Consider the following 22,530-nt stretch of genomic DNA (forward strand, 5'->3'; position numbering starts at 1 on the left):
CATCAATGACGCTTCTGGCGTGGCGGCTGCGCCATCCACCAGATGATTGCCATGGCAGGCAAAACCCAGAGCAGTCCGGTTAAGAAGAAATAGAGCAGATGCACCCATGCCGGTGACTCCGCCAGCTGTGCAACAGCGATTATCGTCGCAAAAACTGCATAGATGATCACAAGGGCTACAAGTAAAAATGTGCCTATGAGTTTTTTGAGCCGAACGGGCATGTCTTTCTCCCTCTTTCCATTTCTCACTAACGCGTGAGGACAAGCAAAGGAAGCGAAAACGCGTCGGCTTGTCGCGTGAACTTGTCTTGTAACTGCCCCACCTATGCGGCATGTATCCCTGACTAAATATTGAAGGAAGAGATGGCATGGCGGCAGTTACCGTTCGACATGAAGGGCAGGGCGCAACAAGATCCCGCGATGATACAAATCGTCGGTTGATCCGGTATTGGCTCTATGCGGTTTTTGTCGTGCTGATTGCGATTGTCATGGTCGGCGGCGCCACCCGCATGACAGGCTCGGGCCTGTCGATTACCGAGTGGAAGCCGATCCATGGCGTTATTCCGCCGCTTAACCATGCCGAATGGCTGGAGGAGTTCGATAAGTATCGCCAGATTCCACAATATCAGCAGATTAACAAAGGCATGTCACTGGAAGCCTTTCAGTCGATCTTCTGGTGGGAGTGGGCGCATCGTATGCTGGCCCGTTTCGTGGGCTTTCTGGTCGCTATTCCGCTCGCCTTTTTTTGGCTGACTGGCCGTCTCAACACGACACTGAAATATCGTATGCTCGGACTTCTCGCATTGGGCGGTTTTCAGGGCGCTATCGGCTGGTGGATGGTGGCTTCGGGCTTAAGCGAGCGCACGAGCGTTAGCCAGTATCGCCTTGCAATCCATTTGACGACTGCCTGCCTAATTATTACCGCTGTATTTTATATTGCGCGCGGTTTGGTGAAATATACCGAACGACCCGCAGAGCGCGCGATCCAGCGTTTCGCAGGATGGCTGGTATTTGCCGTGCTTGTACAGATTTATCTTGGCGGGCTGGTCGCGGGTCTTCATGCGGGCCTGACCTATAATACATGGCCATTGATGGATGGTGCGATCATCCCGTCCGATTTGTTCATTCAGTCGCCGTGGTGGATCAATCTGTTTGAAAACCCGAAAACGGTGCAATTCGTGCATCGCATGTTTGCTTATACAGTCGTTGTTTTGGCCATCCTGCATTTGGTGCAGGTCTGGAAACATGCGGCAGGAACCACTCATGCGCGTCGCACAATTGTCCTGCTGGGGCTTATACTCGTGCAAGCTGCCATTGGCGTTGTTACGCTTCTCATGAGCGTGCCGCTTGATCTGGGGCTAACACATCAGTTTGTGGCACTGATGGTTCTGGCCTTTGCTGTCGCCCACTGGCGTGCAACCAAGGGCGCTTATCAGGAATAAAAAAAGCCCGGCTTCAAGCCGGGCTTTTCATTTAAAATCCCATCATTTGCCAAGCATCAGGTTCATGTTTTGAACCGCGGCACCAGATGCGCCTTTGCCAAGATTGTCGAGCAGAGCCACGAGGTTGACTTGATTGTCGCCTTCGGTGCCAAACACAAATAGCTTCATGCCGTCCTTGCCTGCAAGCTCTTCCGCATCAACGCGCGAAAGCTTGCTGCTTTCTTCAAGCGGAACCACTTCCACAATATCCTGATCGGCATAATGGGCGGTCAGAGCTGCATGGATATCCTTGAGCGATGGATTGCCTTCAAGTTCAGTCAGAAACAGCGGAACCTGAACAATCATACCCTGCGGGAAACGACCCACGCTTGGGGCAAAGATCGGACGGCGATCCAGACGGCCATGCAATTGCAGCTCCGGCACATGCTTGTGATGCAGCGGCAGACCATAGAGAAAGTTGTTGGATGCCAGATGCTCTGGATGGTTTTTATCTTCCATCTGCGCGATCATTTGTTTGCCGCCACCCGTATAGCCCGAAACGGCATTAACGCTGACCGGGTAATCTGCAGCCAGTAGACCAGCATCGCGCAATGGGCGCACCAATGCGATTGCACCTGTCGGATAGCAGCCGGGATTGGCAACGAGACGCGCTTCCGCAATCCGCTCGCGCTGCCCTTTGGCAAGCTCGGCAAAGCCATAGGCCCAGTCCGAATGAATGCGATGTGCTGTCGATGTATCGATAATCCGTGTCGCGTTATGGCCTTCAAGCAGCGCGACGGATTCTTTAGATGCATCATCTGGCAGGCAGAGAATTGCGATGTCGGCGGCGCGCAGATAATCGGCGCGCAGATCCTTGTTGCGGCGCTCGGCTTCCGGGATTGAAATCACTTCAAGATCGTCGCGTTCGGCAAGGCGGCTGCGAATTTGCAGACCAGTTGTGCCGTGTTCGCCGTCGATGAAGATTTTCGGTTTCATGCGCTTTGCCTTTAATTTCAGAAAGTTGCATCAATATTCGGAATCAATTTTTCAGCTGCTTGAATCAGTTTATGAGCGGGGCCTATCGTCGTCGTGCTTTTTGTTCAGCCAGCAGCCCGAGATAATACATTGCGATTGTCGCTCCCGCGATAGCCGTTATATCAGCATGATCATAAGCCGGTGTAACTTCGACAACATCCGCACCCACAAAATCAAGTTCCGTCAGCTTGCGAAGTACGGAAAGCATTTTTGCAGATGAAGGACCGCCGGCGACGGGTGTTCCTGTCCCCGGCGCGAAAGCTGGGTCAAGACAATCAATATCGAATGTCAGATAGGTCTTTTTGTCATTAGTCCGTTTCAGGATTTCGTCAGCGATTGTCTGGGCCGACATATCCTCGACTTCGTGACCATAAATGATCTTGATGCCGCAATCTTCTGGCGCGTGTGTGCGAATACCGACCTGGATCGAATGTTCGGGGTCGATAATCCCGTCACGAACCGCGCGCGCAACAAAAGAGCCATGATCGATGCGCTTTCCATCATCAAACCACGTATCCTGATGCGCATCGAACTGAACAAGTGCCAGTGGGCCATATTTTGCTGCATGAGCTTTTAGTAGAGGCCATGTAACGAAATGATCGCCGCCAAGTGTTAGCAAAAATGCATCGGATTCGAGGATTTTCGCAGCTTCGCGCTCGATCGTCGCTGGCGTCTTATAATGATTGCCATAATCAAGCAGGCAATCACCGTAGTCGATGACAGCAAGGTCTTCAAACAGATCGCGCTCGAATGGATATTGCGGATCATTGTCGAAAATTGCCGATGCACGCCGAATGGCCTGCGGACCAAACCGTGCGCCCGGACGATTAGAGACCGCCGCATCGAATGGAATACCCCAGACCACGGCTTCTGCACCTTTCAACGATTTACTGTAAAGACGCCGCATAAATGACAGCACACCGGCATGGGTGGGATCAGTGGCAGCACTTGTCAGGCTGCGAGCGGTGAAAGCATGGTCAATTGTCTTTGAGGGCATGGCCGTCTCCCGGATGGCGTTACAACTCTCATAGCGCTTCATGAAGCAAAATGGGAGATTGCTTTATGCAGTTTTCGCATCAAAACCGTAAGCACGTTCTACACGTGCAATGCGAACGCAATATGCTTCATACCATTGCTGACGACCAAGTTTTTGCGCCAAAAGATGATCGACATCGCGCTTCCATGCGCGAATGCTGTCTTCATCGATCCAGAATGAATTGGTGATGCCAAAGCCTTCCGCATCGCGCGCACTTTCAACACCAATATAGCCGGGCTGCTTAGCAGCAAGTTTTGCCATGCGGTCTGCCATTTCACCATAGCCGTCGTCATCGTCCAAGCGCTGCGACGAAAACGAAACAACGAAGTAGGGTGGTTGTGGTGTTTGGGCGAAGTGTTGTGATGACATTGACTAATTCCGGCTTTTTTTTAAGACAGCTCGTAATAAAAAAGCGGACCCGAAGGCCCGCTTTTCTGTAATTCCAAAGCGATAAATATTAACGCTTCGAGAACTGGAACGAACGGCGAGCCTTGGCCTTACCGTACTTCTTACGTTCAACAACGCGGCTGTCACGGGTAAGGAAGCCGCCCTTCTTAAGAACCGTGCGAAGGCCTGGTTCGTAGTAGGTGAGTGCCTTGGAGATGCCGTGACGAACAGCACCGGCCTGACCGGAAAGACCACCACCAACAACGGTAGCAACAACATCGAACTGACCAGCGCGGTTTGACGCGATAATTGGCTGCTGCAGGATCATCTGCAGAACCGGACGTGCGAAATACGCAGCAAATTCTTTGCCATTTACAGTGATCTTGCCGGAACCTGGCTTGACCCAAACGCGAGCAATCGCGTCTTTACGCTTGCCGGTCGCATAAGCGCGGCCCTGAGCGTCGATCTTCTGGACGTGAACTGGAGCTGCGGCGGAGGCCGACGCTACGCTGCCGAGTTCTTCGAGCGAGTTGAGCTGCTCAGCCATGATTATGCATTCCCTTTGTTCTTGCGGTTCAGCGCTGCAACGTCCAGAACTTCTGGCTGCTGAGCTTCATGCTGATGTTCTGCACCTGCATAAACGCGCAGGTTTTTCATCTGGCGACGGCCAAGAGGACCGCGTGGGATCATGCGCTCGATAGCCTTTTCAAGAACGCGTTCTGGGAAACGGCCTTCGAGAATCTGGCGAGCAGTACGTTCCTTGATGCCACCTGGGTGACCAGTGTGCCAGTAGTAAACCTTGTCGGTGTACTTCTTACCGGTAAGAACAACCTTGTCAGCATTGATGATGATGACATTGTCGCCATCGTCAACGTGTGGAGTGAAAGTTGCTTTGTGCTTACCGCGCAGGCGATTGGCGACGAGTGATGCGAGACGACCGACGACGAGACCTTCTGCGTCGATCAGAATCCACTTCTTCACCACTTCGGCTGGCTTCTGAGAAAAAGTTGCCATTGAAGTCTTCCTTGACTAATCCCTGACCTTGCGATCCGGGCTTTTCTTGTTGCTTGTTTGGTTCTGCCTGTCTTGATGACAGCCGACCGTGAGAACACACGAAAGCGAGCTTTCATATGGTCTGGGCGGGTCGATACACAAACTAAGACAAGCCGTCAAGCGTTGTTTTTATATCAATCTTTTAAAAATGTAATAAAAATAATGGCTTATAATATTGGTATTATAATACCGTAGTTTTTAACGAGGTGGAATGGAATAAGTTGCGGTCGCATGCGCAATAAGTTCACCGGTTTCGCTGCTTATCATGCTTATCTCCAGCACCGCGAGGCGCTTTCCAAGCTTCAGAATCCTTGCAACAGCTTCCACTGTGCCGGGATTGGCCTTGCGCAGAAAATTGATATTAAGATTAGTCGTCACTGCCAGCGCCACAGGCCCGATATGGCCGAGAATTGCAGCATAGGCAGTCACATCAGCTAGCGCAAAGAGCGAAGGGCCGGAAACTGTGCCGCCGGGCCGCAGGTGCTGATCATCTGCGTGCAGGTGCATGGTTGCTGATCCGTTATCAAGAGAGACAATCTCGAAACTTTCATCAAGCTGCGGAAATTCACGCTTCATGAAAGCTCGCAAATCTTCAAGGCTCATGACCGGGCCTAGGCTCGTGTTGTGTGTGGCACTGATATTCATTTTCTCTCCCTTATAATCATTTTCTCTCCCTTATAATAATGAATGGGGTGAGTGGGTACGACCTTGCAAGTCAGTCGTGCGGTATGTTTACATCCAATGTGGCAAAGCCGCCTTTGGAGGACCGATATGCAGATATCTTCGGATAATGAGATTCGCGATATTCTTCGAACCGTCAAAACGATTGCTTTGCTCGGTGCTTCGCCAAAGCCGGAGCGCCCCAGCAATGGCGTGATGAAGTTTCTGCTTGATCATGGCTATCACGTTATCCCGGTTAATCCGGGGCAGGTGGGAAAGACCATCCACGGACAGCGCGTGGTAGGGCAGCTTGCTGATATTGATGAGCCGATTGATATGGTTGATGTATTTCGCGCGTCTGATGCGCTTCCGGGCATTGTTGATGAGATTATGGCTTTGAAAAAACGACCTTCAGTTTTATGGACGCAGCTTAATGTGATTCATGTTGAAGCTGCCCAAACCGCCAAAAGCAAAGGTATAAAAGTTATCATGGATCGCTGTCCGGCTATCGAATATCCGCGCCTCATAGGGTGAGTTAAAATTGTAGAATTAATTTCTGCGATTTGAGGCTATCACGCAAAATCCTCCTTTGCTTTCTTGCAGCCAAAGCCTAACGTCCGCTCATATCATATGGCATAGGCTGTCAGGAGGAACTCATGTCTAAACGCTCACCCGGTATCGAAACCTTGGCAATTCACGCTGGCGCAAAGCCGGATCCGACAACGGGCGCGCGTGCCACGCCAATCTATCAAACGACTTCGTTTGTGTTTGACGATGCCGACCATGCTGCGTCTTTGTTTGGCCTTCAGGCCTTTGGCAATATTTATACGCGTATCACAAACCCAACCACTGCCGTTTTGGAAGAGCGCATTGCAGCACTTGAAGGCGGCACGGCAGCGGTCGCAACGGCTTCGGGCCATGCAGCACAATTGCTGGTGTTTCATACACTGTTGCAACCAGGTGATAACTTCATCGCGGCACGTCAGCTTTACGGCGGTTCGATCAACCAGTTTGGTCAGTCGTTTAAATCATTTGGCTGGCAGGTTCGCTGGGCGGACGCAACCAACCCAACTGATTTTGCTAAGCAGATCGATAGCAAGACGCGCGCAATCTTCATTGAAAGTTTTGCTAATCCGGGCGGTATTGTCATTGATATAGAAGCCATTGCCGAAATCGCACATAAGCACGGCCTGCCATTGATCGTCGATAACACGCTGGCGTCGCCTTATCTCGTGCGCCCGATTGAGCATGGCGCCGATATTGTTGTGCACTCGCTGACAAAATTCATCGGCGGTCATGGCAATTCGATGGGCGGCATTCTCGTTGATGCTGGCACATTCGATTGGGCCAAGTCAGGCAACTATCCGCTTCTGACAGAAGCACGGCCTGATTATGCAGGTCTCGAACTGCACAAAACATTCGGTAATATCTCTTTTGCTATTGCTGCACGCGTGCTTGGCCTTCGTGATTTTGGCCCTTCGATTTCACCTTTCAATGCGTTTCAGATTCTAACGGGCGTTGAAACATTGCCGCTGCGTATGCAGCGTCATGTGGATAATGCTTTGAAGGTCGCTACATGGCTGCATGGCCATGAAAAAGTGTCGTGGGTTAATTACGCAGGCCTGCCGCATGATAAATATCATGCACTTCAGCAGAAATATTCGCCGAAGGGTGCCGGTTCTGTTTTCACCTTCGGTCTCAAGAGCGGTTATGAAGCTGGCGTTAAATTCGTCGATAGTCTCGAACTTTTCTCGCTGCTGGCTAATATTGGCGACACCCGTTCGCTCGTGATTCACCCAGCGTCGACCACGCATCGTCAGTTGACCGATGAGCAGAAGGTTGCGGCGGGCGCTGGCCCAGATGTTGTGCGTCTGTCTATCGGTATCGAAGATGCAGATGATATTATCGCTGACATCGAACAGGCACTTGCGAAGGTCTGATAGGATGAGCCAATTTCTCAGCTTTGAGATCAATGGTGTGAAACCTGAAGAAAGCGCTCCGTTACCGGAGCGCGTTCTTTCAGGTGATCCACGATTCCTCACATGGAATTTTGAAGAAAGCGCCGACGGCAGGCTATTCGCAGGCATATGGGAAAGCACGCCGGGAAAATGGCGCATCGAATATGACGAATGGGAATATTGTTATATCCTGTCTGGCCGTTCGATTGTCACGGAGGAGGGCGGAAAAAGTCGTGAACTCGTTGCAGGCGACCGCTTCATTATTCGTCCTGGCTTCAAGGGAACATGGGAAGTTATAGAAACGACCCGAAAAGACTATGTGATCCGGCTCTGACAGGCGAATAGCTATGCCCACTCGATTTCTGGTGGGCATACACCTCTTATACAGCCAGTAAAATTCAGAACGCGATCGTTCAACTGGGGGTTGCATATGTCTTGTAATGGAGATTTTACAGAGGGTGGAAGCAGTGCATAAGAAAGGCCACTAGGTTTATTAAACCCAAGGGGAACTTTATATTTTCGATCTAAATTATCGGAAAATATGGTGGGCGATGAGAGACTCGAATTTTCATTTCTCTCATCGCGTAGACTTATAAGTAATTGTAATTATTTAATTATTAGCTTTATCTAAAATTCAATTTTGTGACATTGTGACAGGCAAGATTTTGTGACGGTTGTTCTTCTTTTGTCTCGCCTGTGGATAACTTCGATCTAACTTGAACATACTACTCATGTCTTGCTTGACTAATATTAGCAGGTTGTGGTTTCAGCGCTCTGCAACTTACGTTCGGGGCATGGGGTTCCTTTCTAAATGAAAATAGCAATAGTATTTGCTGCGCTGGTGACACTCACCGGCTGCGGTTCGATTTCGCGTGGCACTACAGAAAAAGTCACAATCACCAGCACACCAGCGGACGCTGAAATAAGCACGTCTAATGGACATAGTTGCCGACGCTCACCTTGCACGATTTCGGTCAAGCGTAAGGAAGAGTTCACGGCATACGCTGAGAAGCCCGGTTATCAGAAGGGTGCGCTTGAGATCAAAACGAAGGTTTCGGGCGGCGGCGCGGCTGGATTTGCCGGGAATGTTCTTGTCGGAGGTGTGATCGGAATGGGTGTTGATGCCGCTACGGGCGCTGCACTTGATCACTATCCTAATCCAGCACACATCGACCTTAAGCCGAACGGTAGCAAAGCACACTCAAAAGCTAAGGCTAGCAAGCCGGTAAAGCCAAGCGTGAAAAAACCGTCTGGCAAACCATCGGTGTAGTGTAAGACAAAGAAACCCCGCCGAAATAGTCGGCGGGGTTTCTCGCTTGGTGCTATTCGATAGCTACGAACCTTACTAGTCTTGTCCGTTGGATATTTTGATCTCGCGCAACAATGATGCTTTCTCTCGCTCTAGGCCAAAACGATTGCCCACCAGACCGAAGAAAAGCGTCAAAATGATAACGCCTGCCCCCCAACCAGCAAACGCGGTCCCAAACACAGCGATTCCGAATGGCGGCACTACTAACGTGGCCAGCGTCAATCCTAAGATAACGAAAGAGGTTGTCCACTTCTGTTGAGTGGTGGTCCAGGCCCGCCGTATAAATTGACGGCGCATGAACCTTGCCGTAGCGCTAAAATCAAATCGCATTAATGAATCCCTTTATACTGGTCTGAGTGTTAATACATCCGATCCTTTATGCCCATAGAGATTCACGCAGAGATGTTTCGTTTCTGGGAAGTGCATTTCGCGTCTTGCGTAGCAACAACCGCCGATATAGTGGTCAATTGACTATCTATAGTGAGGGGCTAATGAAGAATCTAGTTTTAATCGCTGCGGCGAGTGTAGCTTTGACAGGTTGCGTATCACAACAGCAAGTTGATAACGTAATGGCGTCACAACGTCCGCCTAGTGCTGCTATCAAGGCGGAAATCGTAAAAGATGCCCGTGATTATCTGATTGATCCTTATTCGGTTCGCGATGCTGAGATTTCGAGTGTTATGGACGTGCCGGGTGGCAAGATGCAGTTCGTATGTGTAAAGGCTAATGCACGGAACGCTATGGGCGGTTATACTGGCCGTAAGACTATCTCTATTCGCCTTGTCGGTTCCCGTCCGGTAAGCACCAATCCAAACGCTGCTGCTTGCGGAATGCCACTGCTTCGCTGGTATCCGTTTAAAGAGCTAGAGAACTTGAAGAACACTTAAAATATAACCCGACGGACTAGGGCGGGTTTATTGTATCAGGCCTCGTAGAGACTCACTGAGAGTCGTTTCATTTCCGGGCCGGGATTGTATCAACCAAAGGTCAAACGCTTGCTGGTGCGCGTTTATGGGGATTTGAGTCCGTCCTTGTCTTACGTATAACGGTAGCGGGTCAATAATTTAGCTGTGGGGCTGCATGTATCGGTTTGCTTTGAGTCTGATCGTCGCTGTGCTTTTCCATAGCGCTAGTTACGCAAATGATGATCGATTACGCAAGTGTATGGATTCTGCGATGATTGCGCACAATCAGCAGTTATTGACGATCCTAGACGTTAAAGAGCTGCCACTTAGTCCTGATAGGCAAATCCTGAAGCGCAGGGTCGATGAAGCTTATTGCTTAGCTGAAAACAATTGTCTGCTTTATGGTAAGCAGGGTGACGAACGAATGTTGCTGTCAGGTGTTCTATTCTCGAAGTGTTTGGGAGAGCTATCACCAAATTCTGATTGAAACGTCTGATCAGCCCTTTGCCAACCGGAGAAGATCATTTGAAATGTAGCTGACTCTGTTCGTGCCAAGCCAAGTGCAAACAACATCAAATGCTTTCTGGCAATATACCGCCCAACCAAAGCCGTCTTCAATATCTGAGACGTCAACCTGCCGCGCTGCCCCTTTACCTTTAATCTTGCCGCCTGCTTTTGCCAAAGCTTCCCGGAGAAGCTTCATATCGCCTTCGGTGTTTGAAGGCGGAACAATAACGCCGTGAACATGCAGCTTGCCGGTAGGTGACACTTCATAGGTGAAGCCGTAAGCCGGTAGCGCTCCAAAGGCTGCTTTCAATTCTTTACTAATACGCCTGCGAAGATCATCGGCAGGCTCGCCACGCTTCAGCAAAAGCTTTTCATGCGTCGGATCGAGATTGAGCGTAAAGACTTTTCCGTTCTGCCTGCCTGCTGCTTCAAAAGAGAGCGCGAGCTTTTCATGCTGCCAAAGGTTACGCCACGGCTTGCTTCTAAGATTGCCTGCGCGTGCTACTGCTTGTTGCAGGACTTTAGAGCGCTTAGGTGTTGCGTGGTTCGTAAGTGTTAGGGTGTTGGAAGGCTTACGTGTAGTGGTTCTTGAACGCTGGTTATGAGGGGGTGTTGGGGAGGTGATTTCTCCTACTGCACAACCTTTAACGATTTCTCTCTTAACAGTCTGATTTGTAATAGCTTTTGACTGTTCCCCGGAAGCCTGATTTGAACCAATTTTGCTGTTCTGATCGTCAGCTTGATCGCCGTTGATAAGGCGGCGGATCATCGGCGAACAGCCTGTGTAGCGCTGATTAGGGTTTTTAAATTCTGACAAGTTCGTGGCCTTTGTTTCCGGGCAATAGGCAGGCGGGGTGCTTTAGTTCTTAGCGGCAGCGGCGGCGACAACGCGCCGCAACATTTCCGCAAGCTCTTTCGCAATCATCGGCGCAAGCATTCTTTCCTCGCCGGTATTCATATTGAACAGCCGAATACCCAACCCCACACGCGACACCGAAAGACCTGAATCGACATTGAATCTGTCGTTGACGCCATCAGCGGATCGTTCAATTGAATGTGCCACATCAAGCGCCTGCTCACTCGTCCAAATCAGAAGGCCAATCCCGCAATCAAATTCGAACGTGCCATTTGGGAAAGTTTTAACTCTGATCCTGTTGATGCCGATGCGATCTTCAAGTCCAAGGCTTTTAATCTCATCAGTGATCATCCGGGAGATAAGGGCGCTGATGGTCACGTTATGGTGGGCTGCTAGTTGACGAGCCTGTTCGACTTTTTCGAACGGGAGGCGAATCGCGGCGCTTGCCATTGGTAGTCTCCTTTATATACTAACCTTTATGCACAAAGGTAGCATACGCCGAATCACTTGCCAATAAGAATTTTTATTGCGTCAAGATAAAAACAATAATAATCATTTGATATTACGTGTTAAACACTGTATATTATTGTAATGGCATTGTTTATCCGGGCAATTGTCGTGGGATAGTTTCGTATTAAGGGATCGTCTTTCAGACGGTCCCTTTTTATTTATTAACGCGTTCTCTGATTCATGTAGTTTCCGGGGCGCGTTTGCTTCCGAATTTCATCCGCAACCATACCTTTCATTGATCGTTCCATCGTCTTTGCCATTTTGTTCGCAAGATCGTTGTTTTGTTCTGGCGTTCCAGCCGAGCCGTTAACAGTGATAGGGGCGTTGATCTGGATTGCTTGCGCTGCCGGGGTGTTGCTTGTGCCAAGGTGGGGAGTTGATGAAAGCGAAGGGGTTGCATCGACATATCCGCCTTCAGCGTAGCCACGCTTTGCGCCTTGGTGCATTCGCTCAAGGTTCGCAACGCCGATACGCCGGGTTGCTGCTGCTGACATGACGTATTCGCCCTTATGCACCACGCCTGCCGGTTCGTGCTTGCCGCCGCGTCCAGTGTAACCGCCTTCAGCGAAACCAAAAATCGCGCCGATGATGCCAGAACCACCACCAAAGCCAAACAGTCCGGCCAATGGGCCTTGTCCCAAAAGCGTTGCCTGCAAAACTGCATCAATCAGACTGTTCGCGAGGTTTCGAACAGCGTTTGTCAGGCTCGTAGTGCCGGTGATAAGGCCGCTCAATGACTGCGTGAAGCTCTGCGCGAAGAACATTTTAGCTTGGTTTGCTGCCGCCATGTCTGTTTCGAGACGATCTGTTTCTGCGCGAAGCCCTGCCGTAGCCGTCACTTGTTCGCGGATTTTTTGGATTTCCAAATCACTCAACGTCAACCCGGATCGCTTGGCGGCTTGAACGCGCTGAAACACTTCAAGTTCGATAGCGCGTTGTCGTGCTGACATGCCGACTGTGGCGCGTTCGATCTGAGCAAGGCTGTTGCTATCGCGAAGGGCGTTGTTAAGCTCCTGCCGTGCATCTGCTGCACGTTTGGCGTCGTCGGCTGCCTTCTGCTGACTTTCGGAAGGCGCAAGCTTATCGGGAACCGTCTGTGTGCCGCCGTAAGCTGCGCTGATCGTGCCAGCATCAACACGGCGCAAGCCTTCCCATCGTCCGCGAAGCCTTTCAACGTTTCCGCCTGTCGTGCCAAGAATAGCTTGTGCCAGCGCGTCTTGTGTTTTCTCATCAAACAGGTGATCGCCTGCCAACCCGAGTTTCGGCATAAAGTCTTGCAGGGTCTGGCGCGTAATCTGGTAACGGCCAAGGGCTGACGAATTGAAAGTGTTGTCCGGGTGCGCAAGCATTTGCTTTTGCAACGCCATGATTTCATTAAGCGTCATTCCGGTGAGATTGCGATTGCCGCCGGTGAATTTGCCATAACCGAGCGTCTCATTATAGCCCCGCCCTTTGTCGGTGCCTTCTGCCGCGCCGATGAGTGAGAGAATATCTTTGTGGCTTCCGTAAAGGGCGGAAGTTCGTGCGCGATCCCTTAGCGCGTTCGCTGCCTCAATCTCTGCCGGGTTCTTGGCATTACGCACGGCTTGCTGAAATGCCGCGTCGATGCTGTCCAGCTTTGCCAGTTCGTCAAGTTCAGCTTTCAATTCCGGCACCATATTTTTAAGGTCGGTGAGCGCCGATTTGAAATTCGCTGCTGCTGTGGCCGTATTGTTAAACGCGCTGGAAGTGTTGAGCGTGATCGATGACAGTTCGCGAAGCGCTGCCGAAAACTCTTTTGTGTGTGGCGTGACGCTGGCAATCTGCCCGTCAACGGCTTTAAGGTCATCTTCCAGCCGGGAGAGTGCCAAGCCGTCAATTGCGCTGTCAAAGTCGGGCTTGCTGCGAAGATCGCTAATGCGTTCGAGAATGGTGGCGCGGCGCTCGAGAAGAGTGTTCAACTTGCCTTCGTCGCTCAAAACGTAGTTGCGATTAGCCGCGATGATGTTGTCACCTTTGAGCGCTGACAGAACGCCGACGATCTGACGGGCATAGCCAACGCTTTCGACTGCCGCCTGCTTGCTGTAAACCATGACATTGCGCCAAAGGGTTTCAAATTCGGCGTCGATCTTTTTGGCGGCTTCAAGCTGTTCGTCGGTGAATAGCGCCGCTTCGCTGCGAAGCTTCTGGATTTGTTCAACCGAAAGGCCAAGAACTTTAGAGAGTTCTTCTGCGCCGGTGCCGCCAAAAAGCTCGTCCATGATACGCGTTTGCGCTGCACGGTCCAGCTTTTGAACCTTACCGATGATTTCATCCAAGAATGCTGAAGGGTTTTTCAGCCGTTCGGCAACGTCAGCGGCTGTCATGCCAAGGCGTTCAAAAGCTTCCTGCGCCGATCCCTTGCCGGTAGTTGCAAACTCGTCGCCGCGAATGTTCAATTCTTTGAGGGCGTCCGTCATGCCGTCAATGGAAGCGCCTGCGCCTGCCGCAACGTAAGTCCATTGCTGCCATGTCCGGGTTGTGACACGCGCCTTGTCAGCTTCGCGGCCAACCTCTGCAATGCTGCTTGCAATCTGCCGGAAAGCGCCAGCCGCTGCCGCAACTGCGCCGCCTGCCATGAGGGGCGCAAACATGCCTTTAAGCGCCACGCTGACGTTATCCGCCGCGCTGCCCATAGATTTTTCCATGGCTTTGCCGCTGGTTTCGGCGTCTTTCTGGATTTGCCGGAAGCCTGTTTTGCTGCGCTGTTTCTGGCGTTCAAGATCGCGTTCGTATTTGTCAAAACGGGCGCTCAATGTGACGAGAAGTTGCTGGCCTTCATTTTCCATCTTCATAAATCCTATGCTGCTTCGGCTGTCATGAGCCGATCAAAATCATCTTCAGGGAGGTCATAAATCGACTTGTTCGCGTCGCTCTGGCAGGCACGCGAAACGGCCATTGCTGCCGCCACTGCGCCGTCAATGCGATCTGAGCGTCTGTCTTTATGCATACGCACAAGGCCGCTATCGCCACGGCTGGCGACAACGCTGTCGAAATGGTGCCTAAGAACCGGGTGTGCGCTGTGGCGGATCATGCGCCCGTTCACGGTGCGCTCAAGATCGCCAATAGCCGGGGCCATGGTGAGGGGCGATTGCCGCATTTCGATTGCAGGCAAACCGTCATCGTGAAGTCGCTGCATGGTCTTACGGGCGAGATACGGATCAAAAGCGATCTCGCGCACGTCATATGTCGCGCACAATTCGCGAATGTGTTGTTCGATTGCTTCCGGTTCGATAATCGGGCCATCAATCACGTTGATACGGCCGTCAACTTTCCATTGCTCATAAGGCACGCCGTCTCGCGCTGATCGGCCTTTGAGATCATCGCCCGGAACAAAGAACCACGGATGCATAAACACGCGCCCGTCTGGATGCTTCCAAGCGCCAACGACTGCCGTAAGGTCGCCGTTCACGCTCAGATCAACGCCGAGATAGCAAGGCAGGCTTTCAAGGTCGCTGAGTTTAAAGTGGCGATCATGGCCGCTGTCGTATGCGTCCATCGAAAACAACGGTTCACGGCTGGCACCTTGCCAACGGTTCAAGTTGAATTGCAGGAAGGCAAAGCGTTCTTGCGGCCTGTCTCTGGCGTCAGTGACAAGGTTCTCAAATTCTTCAATCGACACAAATCCATCGGCAAGGCCGGGGTTTGCTTTGTGCCACGTTGCAGGCTCATCCCATTGATCGGACGGATCGGCCATGAACAGGATCGGCAGATATGAAGGGTTGAATTTCTCCCCGCTGGCGATCTTGCAGGCGTTCACATACTCATCATAGAGAAGATTTTCGTTTCCCTGTCCGGCAGTGCTGGCGATGACGGTCAAAGGGCGCTTCTTAACACGCGATGATTTCAGGGCTTCCCAAAGTTCGCGGTTTTTCCAGACGTGCAATTCATCGGCAAGAATGAATGTCGGTGAGAGGCCGTGTGCCTTGCCGCCGTCTGACGATAGCACTTCAAGGCGGCTCTTTTTCATCGGGCAATCAATCAGGCGCTTGCCGGTCTTAGAGCCGTAAATCTTTGTTGCTGCCACAAGGCGCTTATCTTCGCGGATGACGCCTGCCGCTTCCTCAAAAGCGATCTTGGCTTGGTCACTGTCTTTCGCTGCGAAGATCGCCTGTCCGCCTGCCACGGCTTCCGGGCCGATGGTGTGAAGCAGTGCAAGGGCGGCGGCAAGCGTGGTTTTGCGATTGCCACGCGGCATAAGAAGCAGAACCGTTTTGACGATCATATGGCCGTCTGGCGTGCGTGGGCCATAGATGCGGCGAACAATGCGCTCTTGCCAGCGCGTAAGCGTGAAAGCCTTTTTCGGCTCACTGCTGGAAGGGTGGCGCAACATGCGCAAAAAGCGAACAGCACGTTCGCCATATCCGAGCGGGTCATCAATAGGGCTGTTATCAAAAACCCAATCTGGATAGGTGCTTGCCATTATTGCACCGCAAGCGGGTTGTCGTCGTCATCATCGGCAGAACCGAGATCACCGACGCGGGAACGGCTGGCAGGCATCAATCCATACTCTGCTGCAAGCTGGCGTGCTGACTGCATGTAACGAATTTGCAAACCGCCAAGCTTCAAATCTGGAACAGGCGAACCGGCCATCTGTTCGGCAATTTGATGAACGTAGCCCGTTGCTGTGCAGTAGTTCTCAATGCCTGCGAGATCGCCGGTTGTAACAACGCCCCGTTTGATCAGAACGGGAAGCACACGCTTCCATTCCGCTTTCGCTTGCGCTGTGAGCCGCTTAGGTGGTGCCGGGGTTTTGGTTAGCGCGGTGCTGTCGCGTTGAATGGCAGGCTTTACGCCACGATTATGAACGCTCATCGGATCACCTCTGCGCGAAGCTCAAGCGCTTCACGTCTGCCGAGTTCCTTGATCTCTTTCACGCCATAGGGTGCGCCGTTGTAAATCACACGGTCGGCAGTCGTCAGGGCGTCAATCCAGCGAATACGGAAGATCATTGCGCCGGTTTCCACTTCGCCCATGGCGGTAAAATATTCCGTCGCTGATTGCTGAAGGGTTTCAGCCCATACGGTAGCAATGGGCGTCCAAACTTTGGACACGTTGCCGGACGGCTTCACGGTTTCGGTCTGGCGTTCAATTGTGATGCGACGATCAAGCTTGCCGATGTTCAACATTAGACGATCCACCGAATGAGCGCTTCAACCGAAAGAACGGAATGGCCGTAATCCGGGTTAGGGTCGCGCAAGTGGCGAATGTCAGTCACTTTGAAATGGTCGCAATAACCGCCATCAACCGGCAGATTGTATTTGCTAAGTGCGCCATTCACGACGCCAGCGATCTCTTTCGCTGCGTCCTGTCCAGCGTTCAACGTCCAGACATGCAAGTCCAGATAAACCCACGCGGCGCTCTGGGCGCGATAGTCATTGCCGTGAAGTGTGGTGTTGCCATCGCCCATAATGATGCATGGCGTCTTGTCGGGGCGTGTGCTGCCGGAACGAATATGATCGGCAGGCACAAGCGCCAGCACTTCCGGCTTGTCGAGAAGGCGGGTGCGAATGGCGGTCTGAAGTGTGAGAACAGGATCAATCATCTGTGGAAGCCTTTCCGTTCCAACCGTCGCGAAGGGCTTTGCGGCCTGCGCGATCAATGCGCTGTAGTGCTTTGCGGCGTGTCAGACGGAAGCCGCGCCAGAAGAACGGCTGCGCTTCAGTCTTGCTTGTGCCGTGTTCGACAAGATGCGGATAACGAACGTCTTTATTGCCAGCCGTGATAACCACCTCATTCTCGCCGACCATGCGAGAGCCGCCGGGTTGCGAGTAAGGCGGCGTCGACTGGCCGGGATATGTGACTGTAATCGACTTCCTGAGATCGCCCGTATCTTCAGGCGCAAGCGCTTTCATCGTGCCAGCAACTTCGCCAGCCGATGTTGTAAGCGCCCGGAGGATTGCTTTGCGTGGTGCTGTCTTGGCGCGATCAAAGGCGCGCATAAGATCGTCCATACCGTCGCTGTCTTTATTCGCCATCGTGAAACCAAGCCTCACGATAACTGTCGAGCGTCTGTGTGACGGTCTGTGGCGCGATCTGCGATGACATGCCAAACGTCGCGACGTTGCGCACTTCGTAATAGAAAGCCACAAGCCGGAGAATGGCGAGTTTGAGATCAGCCGGGAATGGATTGATCTCTGCCAACGCCTTGCCGATGTAGTGCGCAACGTAATCCTGCGCTGCTTCGGTATAGAGTGCGATCAGCGCGTCTTCCTCATCATTGTCGATACGCATATGCGCTTTAGCGAGTGCCGTTGTGATGCCGGTCATTCTGCTGCTTCCTTTGAAAAAGTTAAATTCGGGCTTTCTTGAAAAGCACTCCCCGCGCCGGGCCCTTTGAAGGGGTAAAGTTTGAAGGCACCCCCGGACGCTGTGTCTTGATCTTCGGTGCGCGTGATTGCTTAGGCATGGTCAATGCATCTTCGAGCGACTTACGCTTGAGACGCGCACGCAAGGTCATCTCATTCACGCCGATATGGTCAGCCCATTCCTTAAGAGTCATAGATTGACCAAAGGCAGTCAGCAGACGGATGTTCTGGATTCGCGCGATCTTTGGTTTCACGCGCTCTCCGCGCTTGAGTTGCTTCTTGTGGAAGATCGGCAAGCGTTGGCCGCAATATCCAACGAGCATAGGCATGGTGATTGCGTCTGCTGTTGTCATGCCGCGTTCAAGACGTGCGATGATGATGCCGGGTGTGAGGCCGTAATCCAGCGCCCATTCGGTGATCGTCTGTTCCATGTTGTCATATGCAAGCATAGCGTTGGGCGTCATTTGCGTTTGCGCTCCTGTCGCTGCTTTGTGCTGTTGTGACAGGGTTCGCAAAGCGGTTGCCAATTGGCGCGATGCCAAAACAAATGCTTGTCGCCACGGTGAGCGATGATGTGATCGACAACAGTTGCAGGGTTTCCACACATGCGGCAGAACGGGTGCGCTGTGAGGTATTCTTTGCGTGCCTTGCGCCACTCATGGTTATAGCCGCGCTGTGCTGCTGTTGGGCGGCGGCTATCGTGTCTTGCGTTGCGTTCACGCCTCTGCTTGATCTGGCACTGGCAAAGAATGCCGTAAGGAACGATAGCGCCACACTTGCACAAATGGGGAAACTTGCTCATGCCGCTTTCCCCTTACCCTTAAGGGCGTGAAGGCCAGCACGGTCAAATTCAGGATCAAGGCCGTTCGCAATATTGCGCTCTGCCTGTTCCGGGTCCGGTTGTTTCGTGTCGCTGTCAGCGCTGCCATGAATAGCTTTGAGTTTTTCGATGTAGGCGTGATAGGCGCGATTGATTTCGGTCGGCGTGCTGTTCCAAGCCTGTTCGGGCGTCCAGCCAAGCCAGCCGGTCGCACGGTCAAACAGGGCTGCATAGACTTGCGCCCATGTGACAGGTTTCGCGGCAGGCGTCGTGTGCAACTGTTGCACACGCTCATTATCGGATGCCGGAACGAACATTGAAACGAGTTCGACAAGCGGTGCTTGAACAGCTTGGAAGAAAGGGAGAAGCGGCCTTTCCGGGAATGAAGACAGAAAGGCCGCTGCATTCTGACTGCCGCTGCAAGACGCCAGAATGATCTCTGAAATGATTGTGAAGTTTTGATCTTCAATGGCTTTAAACAGCGCCGGGAGCGTGTGGCGCTGTTCAAGAATGGTTGCGGCGCGAAGCGAAGGTCTAAGCGTCACGGTGTTGCCACCGTGAGCGATTTCGACTGCTTCATATGCTACGCGCCGCTTGGTCATGATTACGCACTGACCTTAAGTTTTACAAAGCGGTCAGGGTGGGTCACGTCAGCACCAACGCGCTTGCGAGCGTGGAAGCGAACCTGTCCTTTACCGGCAAGGCTGTAAGGGTCGCGAAGCGTGGAAAGGCCGATACGGTCAACAATGCGATAACCGGAGAGATCACCAAACAGGATCGGGTTCTTGCCAGCGCCGATGTCGTCCATGTCTGGCATTTCCACAATCGGACGGCCAAGCAAGGTCGAAACGCCGCCTGCGGTGATCGGATCAAGCACAAGGTAACGGCCTGTCGAGTCCTTCCACTGACGAATGACGCCAAGCGTCTTGCGGTTCATGATCCAAACAGCGTTCGCCGCGTGGGTTGTCGCAAGTTCGTGATACATGCCGATCAGCATGTCAGCCGGGTTATTGGCAGGGAAAGCGGCAGCAACGCCGGTTTTCACTTCCTTAATGCCAGTGGCAGTCAGAAGTCCTTTAGGCTGGCCTGTGCCGGTTCCCTTCACGAAAGCAAGACCTTCTGTCTTGCCAAAGCTTTCAGCATAGTCAGCGATCAGTTCGCTTTCCAAGCCGTAAGCGTTATCTTCCAGAAGCTGATTAGAAACGTCTGTGAAGGTAGCAAGCTCAAAAGGGGTGAGCGTAACCTGTTCAAAGGTCATACCGCTTTCTGTTCGGTCGCCTGTTTCATCCACCCACGTTGCGGCAGTGCCAGACACGCGACGAGGATATTTGATTTCAGCCGCCGAGATATTCAGGACACGCGCATACTGGCGAACCGGCGAATATTCATTGAGAAGCTTGATCAGTTCGTTGCCAAATTCTTCCGGGGCAAGATAGCCGCCGTTAGCATCGGTCGAGACTGTAAGCGCCTTAGCTTCATCCGGGGTGATGCGTTCAACGCCACGGCGAAGGAAGCTAACGAACGCCTTGCGTTCAACAGCGTTTTCATTGGCAGCTTCGGGATGATTGTTGTTATCGGCAACAGGGCGGCGATTAAGCTTTGCCTTCATTGTTGCGATTTCATCCTTCAGGCTCTTCACTTCTTCAGCCGTAACAACTGGATCGGTGTTCTTCTGTTCGAGTTCGTTTTCCAAGGTATTTTCCTTTTGCTTGGATGCCGTGCCATCAGCGGCTTTCAATGAGGTGATCTGCGCCGCCGGATGACACGGAACGGCGACAACTGAGATTTCATGAAGGGCAAGCGCTGTGATCGTGCGCCCACGCTGACGTGGCTTTGCCGATTTCGTCACGAAACCAATGGAAAGACCGGAGACGGCTTTGCTCTTGATCATGGCGCGAACTTCGCGTGCGCGTTCAACGTCATCGACAAGCAGGCGACCTTTGACGATCAAGCCTTCCGGTGTTTCTGTGATTTCATCCCAAACGCCGATAACTTGCGCCTGATCGTGGGCGAAAAGCATCGGCAGGGTTTCGGGCGTAGTGATCGCGCCTTTTTCGATCACGTCACCAACGCGATCAGGCGAACCGAAAGGCCATGCAATGCCTTCGATTTCACCTGCGTCTGTGACTGACAGGGCGGCTTTGACTTCGAAACGCTCGCTCATGGTGCCACCTGTTCGAGTGCGTCATTGATGGCTTCAGTGCCGAAAAACAGCGCTGTAATCACGCCATCGGCAACTTTGAACAGTTCCGAGATGGGACGGCCAATCGCGTATGTCGATACAAGGCGATCAGCGTCTTTCGGGTCCATGCCGCCACCGATCAAGCCAAGCCGGATGATTTCGATCACGTCATCAAATGAGTAATCGGATTGCTGGAAGCGGCGGAACAATGCGCCGATGCCGTGCCCGGTCTTAGTTTCCAGTTCGGTGATGATTGCTTTGGTGTTGAAAGCGAACAGCTTTTCACCATCGCCAAAGAATGCGCGGTGTTCGCTCATTCGGTTGCCTCCTGTCGGGCTGGCGTCAATTGTGCGGTTGTGGTGTTTGGATTGATCAATTCATCGCCGCCGGGAACCGGGGGCATATTGAGAATTGCACGGGCTTCATTGGCCGTAAGGACACGCGCTGCGATAAGCTTGGTGAGGTTTTCGGTTCGGCTGGCAGCGTCGGTGCGCATAAGATCGTCAGTGGTAAATTCAAACCAATGACTGTCTTGCTCATCTTCAGAAATCAGAACGGTTGCGAGTGCTTCCTGCCAACGGTCCAGCCAAGGGCGAAGGCAAAGCTGAAGAAAGGTTGCGCCCATCTGTTCGGCGTTTGACCAAGTGGCGCGATCAAGCTGATAAAGCATATGCGGCGGAACGCCGAAAATCCGGGCGATCTCATTGATCTGTTCCAGACGGTTTTCGACAAACTGTGCATCTGTGGAAGTGAGCGCCGGGGCTTCATACTTCCAACCACCATCCATAATCAGCGGTTCGCCGGAAGTGCCACTCATCCAATTGAAAAAGCTCTTTCGGATATTGGCGATTGTTTTTGCGCCAGCATCGCCGCCTTGCGGCTTTTCATTGCTGATAATCGCGTTAGGCCTTGTGCCGTTTGCGAAGAACTTAGAGCCGTGCTTTTCGAGAATTGCCGCAAGGCCAATAGCTTCGCGCCCGAATGAGATCGGGCTGCGCTTCAGGAACGATTGAACGTGAAGAATTTCGGTGTGCGCGTATTCGCGGGAGCCGCCAGCTTCAGACACACGATAAACCGGAGGGGATGCACCAAGGCTATCTTCCTGAATTGAAACCGTGCCGGGAAGCAGGCGGATCAATTCAAAAGGTCGGCCATCATCAAAGCGAATAACCTTCGCAAAGCCGTTGCCGTAGATCAGCGCGTCGGCTGTGATTTCCGTTCTGAGGGTTGCAGCGCCTGTCCATTCGTTTGCACGATAATGAACAATGCGGTGTGCCGTGTGATCTTTGGCGATCTGCTTTTCGTCGGCTGTCTCACGGTAAAGCTTAACCGGCAGTGAGCCGATTGTTTCAGAGATTAAGCGAATAGCCTGAAGAACAGCCGGAACAGAAAGCGCTGACATTCCGCCAACGTGAACGCCAACGTGAACGCCGCTCATTGTCGAGCGAATGCCGAATACTTCAGAAACGGCAGGATCGGTCAGGGTGTAAGCTTTGCGCTCCCCCATGCTGATCTTGTGTGTCAGACTGCTCCAGAAACCCATAAGGCTAATATTCCTATTTATTG

29 protein-coding genes are annotated in these 22,530 nt (G+C 52.3%); 6 read left to right on the forward strand and 23 right to left on the reverse strand.

The genetic code is table 11. The features are described 5' to 3' along the window. Positions 1-2 precede the first annotated feature (2 nt). A complete protein-coding gene (locus U2P60_RS13555; protein WP_339508369.1) occupies positions 3-221 on the reverse strand; it encodes a DUF2842 domain-containing protein in 219 nt (72 codons plus the stop codon). A 146-nt stretch (positions 222-367) separates the two neighbouring features. On the opposite strand from U2P60_RS13555, the gene U2P60_RS13560 reads away from it, so the two are divergent. Beyond that, entirely contained in the window at positions 368-1,441 is a 1,074-nt protein-coding gene (locus tag U2P60_RS13560) for a COX15/CtaA family protein (protein ID WP_413573012.1), read from the forward strand. Positions 1,442-1,483: 42 nt separating this feature from the next. On the opposite strand, the gene argC is transcribed toward U2P60_RS13560, so the two are convergent. The 6 genes from argC to U2P60_RS13590 form a co-directional block, all read right to left on the reverse strand. Continuing rightward, positions 1,484-2,416: an N-acetyl-gamma-glutamyl-phosphate reductase gene (gene argC, locus U2P60_RS13565; protein ID WP_413573013.1), complete on the reverse strand. Its 933-nt coding sequence runs from the start codon at positions 2,414-2,416 to the stop codon at positions 1,484-1,486. A gap of 82 nt (positions 2,417-2,498) precedes the next feature. Next, complete coding sequence (speB, locus tag U2P60_RS13570) at positions 2,499-3,452, reverse strand: agmatinase (RefSeq protein ID WP_413573014.1); 954 nt, start codon at positions 3,450-3,452, stop codon at positions 2,499-2,501. 63 nt (positions 3,453-3,515) lie between these two features. After that, positions 3,516-3,860 carry an antibiotic biosynthesis monooxygenase family protein gene (locus U2P60_RS13575; RefSeq protein WP_413573015.1) on the reverse strand — a complete coding sequence of 115 codons (345 nt, stop codon included), beginning with the start codon at positions 3,858-3,860 and terminating at the stop codon, positions 3,516-3,518. Positions 3,861-3,948: 88 nt separating this feature from the next. Further along, on the reverse strand, positions 3,949-4,425 hold the full coding sequence (gene rpsI, locus U2P60_RS13580; protein ID WP_250039637.1) for a 30S ribosomal protein S9: 477 nt from the start codon (positions 4,423-4,425) through the stop codon (positions 3,949-3,951). Positions 4,426-4,427: 2 nt separating this feature from the next. Continuing rightward, on the reverse strand, positions 4,428-4,892 hold the full coding sequence (gene rplM, locus U2P60_RS13585; protein WP_007874511.1) for a 50S ribosomal protein L13: 465 nt from the start codon (positions 4,890-4,892) through the stop codon (positions 4,428-4,430). Positions 4,893-5,129: 237 nt separating this feature from the next. After that, the gene (locus tag U2P60_RS13590) at positions 5,130-5,576 is read right to left on the reverse strand and encodes a PaaI family thioesterase (RefSeq protein WP_413573016.1); all 447 of its coding nucleotides are present in this window, start codon (positions 5,574-5,576) and stop codon (positions 5,130-5,132) included. Positions 5,577-5,702: 126 nt separating this feature from the next. On the opposite strand from U2P60_RS13590, the gene U2P60_RS13595 reads away from it, so the two are divergent. From U2P60_RS13595 to U2P60_RS13610, 4 genes are all read left to right on the forward strand, one after another. Continuing rightward, complete coding sequence (locus U2P60_RS13595) at positions 5,703-6,125, forward strand: CoA-binding protein (protein ID WP_413573017.1); 423 nt, start codon at positions 5,703-5,705, stop codon at positions 6,123-6,125. A 122-nt stretch (positions 6,126-6,247) separates the two neighbouring features. Then, positions 6,248-7,531, forward strand: a complete 1,284-nt coding sequence (locus U2P60_RS13600; RefSeq protein ID WP_310010429.1) for an O-acetylhomoserine aminocarboxypropyltransferase — start codon at positions 6,248-6,250, stop codon at positions 7,529-7,531. A gap of 4 nt (positions 7,532-7,535) precedes the next feature. Further along, on the forward strand, positions 7,536-7,883 hold the full coding sequence (locus U2P60_RS13605; protein WP_413573018.1) for a cupin domain-containing protein: 348 nt from the start codon (positions 7,536-7,538) through the stop codon (positions 7,881-7,883). A gap of 477 nt (positions 7,884-8,360) precedes the next feature. Next, positions 8,361-8,819 (forward strand): translation initiation factor 2, encoded by a 459-nt coding sequence (locus U2P60_RS13610; protein ID WP_413573019.1) that lies wholly within the window; start codon positions 8,361-8,363, stop codon positions 8,817-8,819. A gap of 75 nt (positions 8,820-8,894) precedes the next feature. Here the strand turns inward: U2P60_RS13610 and U2P60_RS13615 are convergent, their stop codons facing one another. Next, a complete protein-coding gene (locus U2P60_RS13615; RefSeq protein ID WP_413573020.1) occupies positions 8,895-9,188 on the reverse strand; it encodes a hypothetical protein in 294 nt (97 codons plus the stop codon). Positions 9,189-9,349: 161 nt separating this feature from the next. On the opposite strand from U2P60_RS13615, the gene U2P60_RS13620 reads away from it, so the two are divergent. Continuing rightward, positions 9,350-9,745 (forward strand): hypothetical protein, encoded by a 396-nt coding sequence (locus U2P60_RS13620; protein ID WP_413573021.1) that lies wholly within the window; start codon positions 9,350-9,352, stop codon positions 9,743-9,745. A gap of 514 nt (positions 9,746-10,259) precedes the next feature. Here the strand turns inward: U2P60_RS13620 and U2P60_RS13625 are convergent. From U2P60_RS13625 to U2P60_RS13695, 15 genes are all read right to left on the reverse strand, one after another. Further along, a complete protein-coding gene (locus U2P60_RS13625) occupies positions 10,260-11,087 on the reverse strand; it encodes a hypothetical protein (protein ID WP_413573022.1) in 828 nt (275 codons plus the stop codon). 42 nt (positions 11,088-11,129) lie between these two features. Beyond that, positions 11,130-11,576: a hypothetical protein gene (locus U2P60_RS13630; protein WP_413573023.1), complete on the reverse strand. Its 447-nt coding sequence runs from the start codon at positions 11,574-11,576 to the stop codon at positions 11,130-11,132. A 221-nt stretch (positions 11,577-11,797) separates the two neighbouring features. After that, a complete protein-coding gene (locus U2P60_RS13635; RefSeq protein WP_413573024.1) occupies positions 11,798-14,443 on the reverse strand; it encodes a hypothetical protein in 2,646 nt (881 codons plus the stop codon). Between the two features lie 11 nt (positions 14,444-14,454). Further along, positions 14,455-16,077, reverse strand: coding sequence for a terminase large subunit (locus U2P60_RS13640; protein WP_413573025.1), 1,623 nt, complete (start codon positions 16,075-16,077; stop codon positions 14,455-14,457). Further along, positions 16,077-16,469 (reverse strand): P27 family phage terminase small subunit, encoded by a 393-nt coding sequence (locus U2P60_RS13645; protein ID WP_413573026.1) that lies wholly within the window; start codon positions 16,467-16,469, stop codon positions 16,077-16,079. Before U2P60_RS13645 ends, U2P60_RS13640 begins: the two co-directional genes overlap by 1 nt. Further along, positions 16,466-16,783: a phage head closure protein gene (locus U2P60_RS13650; protein WP_413573027.1), complete on the reverse strand. Its 318-nt coding sequence runs from the start codon at positions 16,781-16,783 to the stop codon at positions 16,466-16,468. The genes U2P60_RS13645 and U2P60_RS13650 overlap by 4 nt, the downstream gene beginning before the upstream one ends. Then, on the reverse strand, positions 16,783-17,199 hold the full coding sequence (locus U2P60_RS13655; RefSeq protein WP_413573028.1) for a DUF3168 domain-containing protein: 417 nt from the start codon (positions 17,197-17,199) through the stop codon (positions 16,783-16,785). The genes U2P60_RS13650 and U2P60_RS13655 overlap by 1 nt, the downstream gene beginning before the upstream one ends. Beyond that, a complete protein-coding gene (locus U2P60_RS13660; protein ID WP_413573029.1) occupies positions 17,192-17,632 on the reverse strand; it encodes an HK97-gp10 family putative phage morphogenesis protein in 441 nt (146 codons plus the stop codon). Before U2P60_RS13660 ends, U2P60_RS13655 begins: the two co-directional genes overlap by 8 nt. Continuing rightward, positions 17,622-17,924 carry a head-tail connector protein gene (locus U2P60_RS13665; protein WP_413573030.1) on the reverse strand — a complete coding sequence of 101 codons (303 nt, stop codon included), beginning with the start codon at positions 17,922-17,924 and terminating at the stop codon, positions 17,622-17,624. The genes U2P60_RS13660 and U2P60_RS13665 overlap by 11 nt, the downstream gene beginning before the upstream one ends. A gap of 22 nt (positions 17,925-17,946) precedes the next feature. Further along, complete coding sequence (locus tag U2P60_RS13670; RefSeq protein ID WP_413573031.1) at positions 17,947-18,426, reverse strand: hypothetical protein; 480 nt, start codon at positions 18,424-18,426, stop codon at positions 17,947-17,949. Next, positions 18,423-18,764, reverse strand: a complete 342-nt coding sequence (locus tag U2P60_RS13675; RefSeq protein WP_413573032.1) for an HNH endonuclease — start codon at positions 18,762-18,764, stop codon at positions 18,423-18,425. Before U2P60_RS13675 ends, U2P60_RS13670 begins: the two co-directional genes overlap by 4 nt. Beyond that, entirely contained in the window at positions 18,761-19,384 is a 624-nt protein-coding gene (locus U2P60_RS13680; protein ID WP_413573033.1) for a hypothetical protein, read from the reverse strand. The genes U2P60_RS13675 and U2P60_RS13680 overlap by 4 nt, the downstream gene beginning before the upstream one ends. Positions 19,385-19,386: 2 nt before the next feature. After that, positions 19,387-20,946 (reverse strand): phage major capsid protein, encoded by a 1,560-nt coding sequence (locus tag U2P60_RS13685; protein WP_413573034.1) that lies wholly within the window; start codon positions 20,944-20,946, stop codon positions 19,387-19,389. After that, positions 20,943-21,281: a gene transfer agent family protein gene (locus U2P60_RS13690; protein WP_413573035.1), complete on the reverse strand. Its 339-nt coding sequence runs from the start codon at positions 21,279-21,281 to the stop codon at positions 20,943-20,945. Before U2P60_RS13690 ends, U2P60_RS13685 begins: the two co-directional genes overlap by 4 nt. Further along, a complete protein-coding gene (locus tag U2P60_RS13695) occupies positions 21,278-22,507 on the reverse strand; it encodes a phage portal protein (protein WP_413573036.1) in 1,230 nt (409 codons plus the stop codon). Before U2P60_RS13695 ends, U2P60_RS13690 begins: the two co-directional genes overlap by 4 nt. Between the last annotated feature and the right edge of the window lie 23 nt (positions 22,508-22,530).

It is taken from the genome of Brucella sp. H1_1004 (genome assembly GCF_047308065.1).
Taxonomy (GTDB): Bacteria; Pseudomonadota; Alphaproteobacteria; order Rhizobiales; family Rhizobiaceae; genus Brucella; species Brucella pseudogrignonensis_B.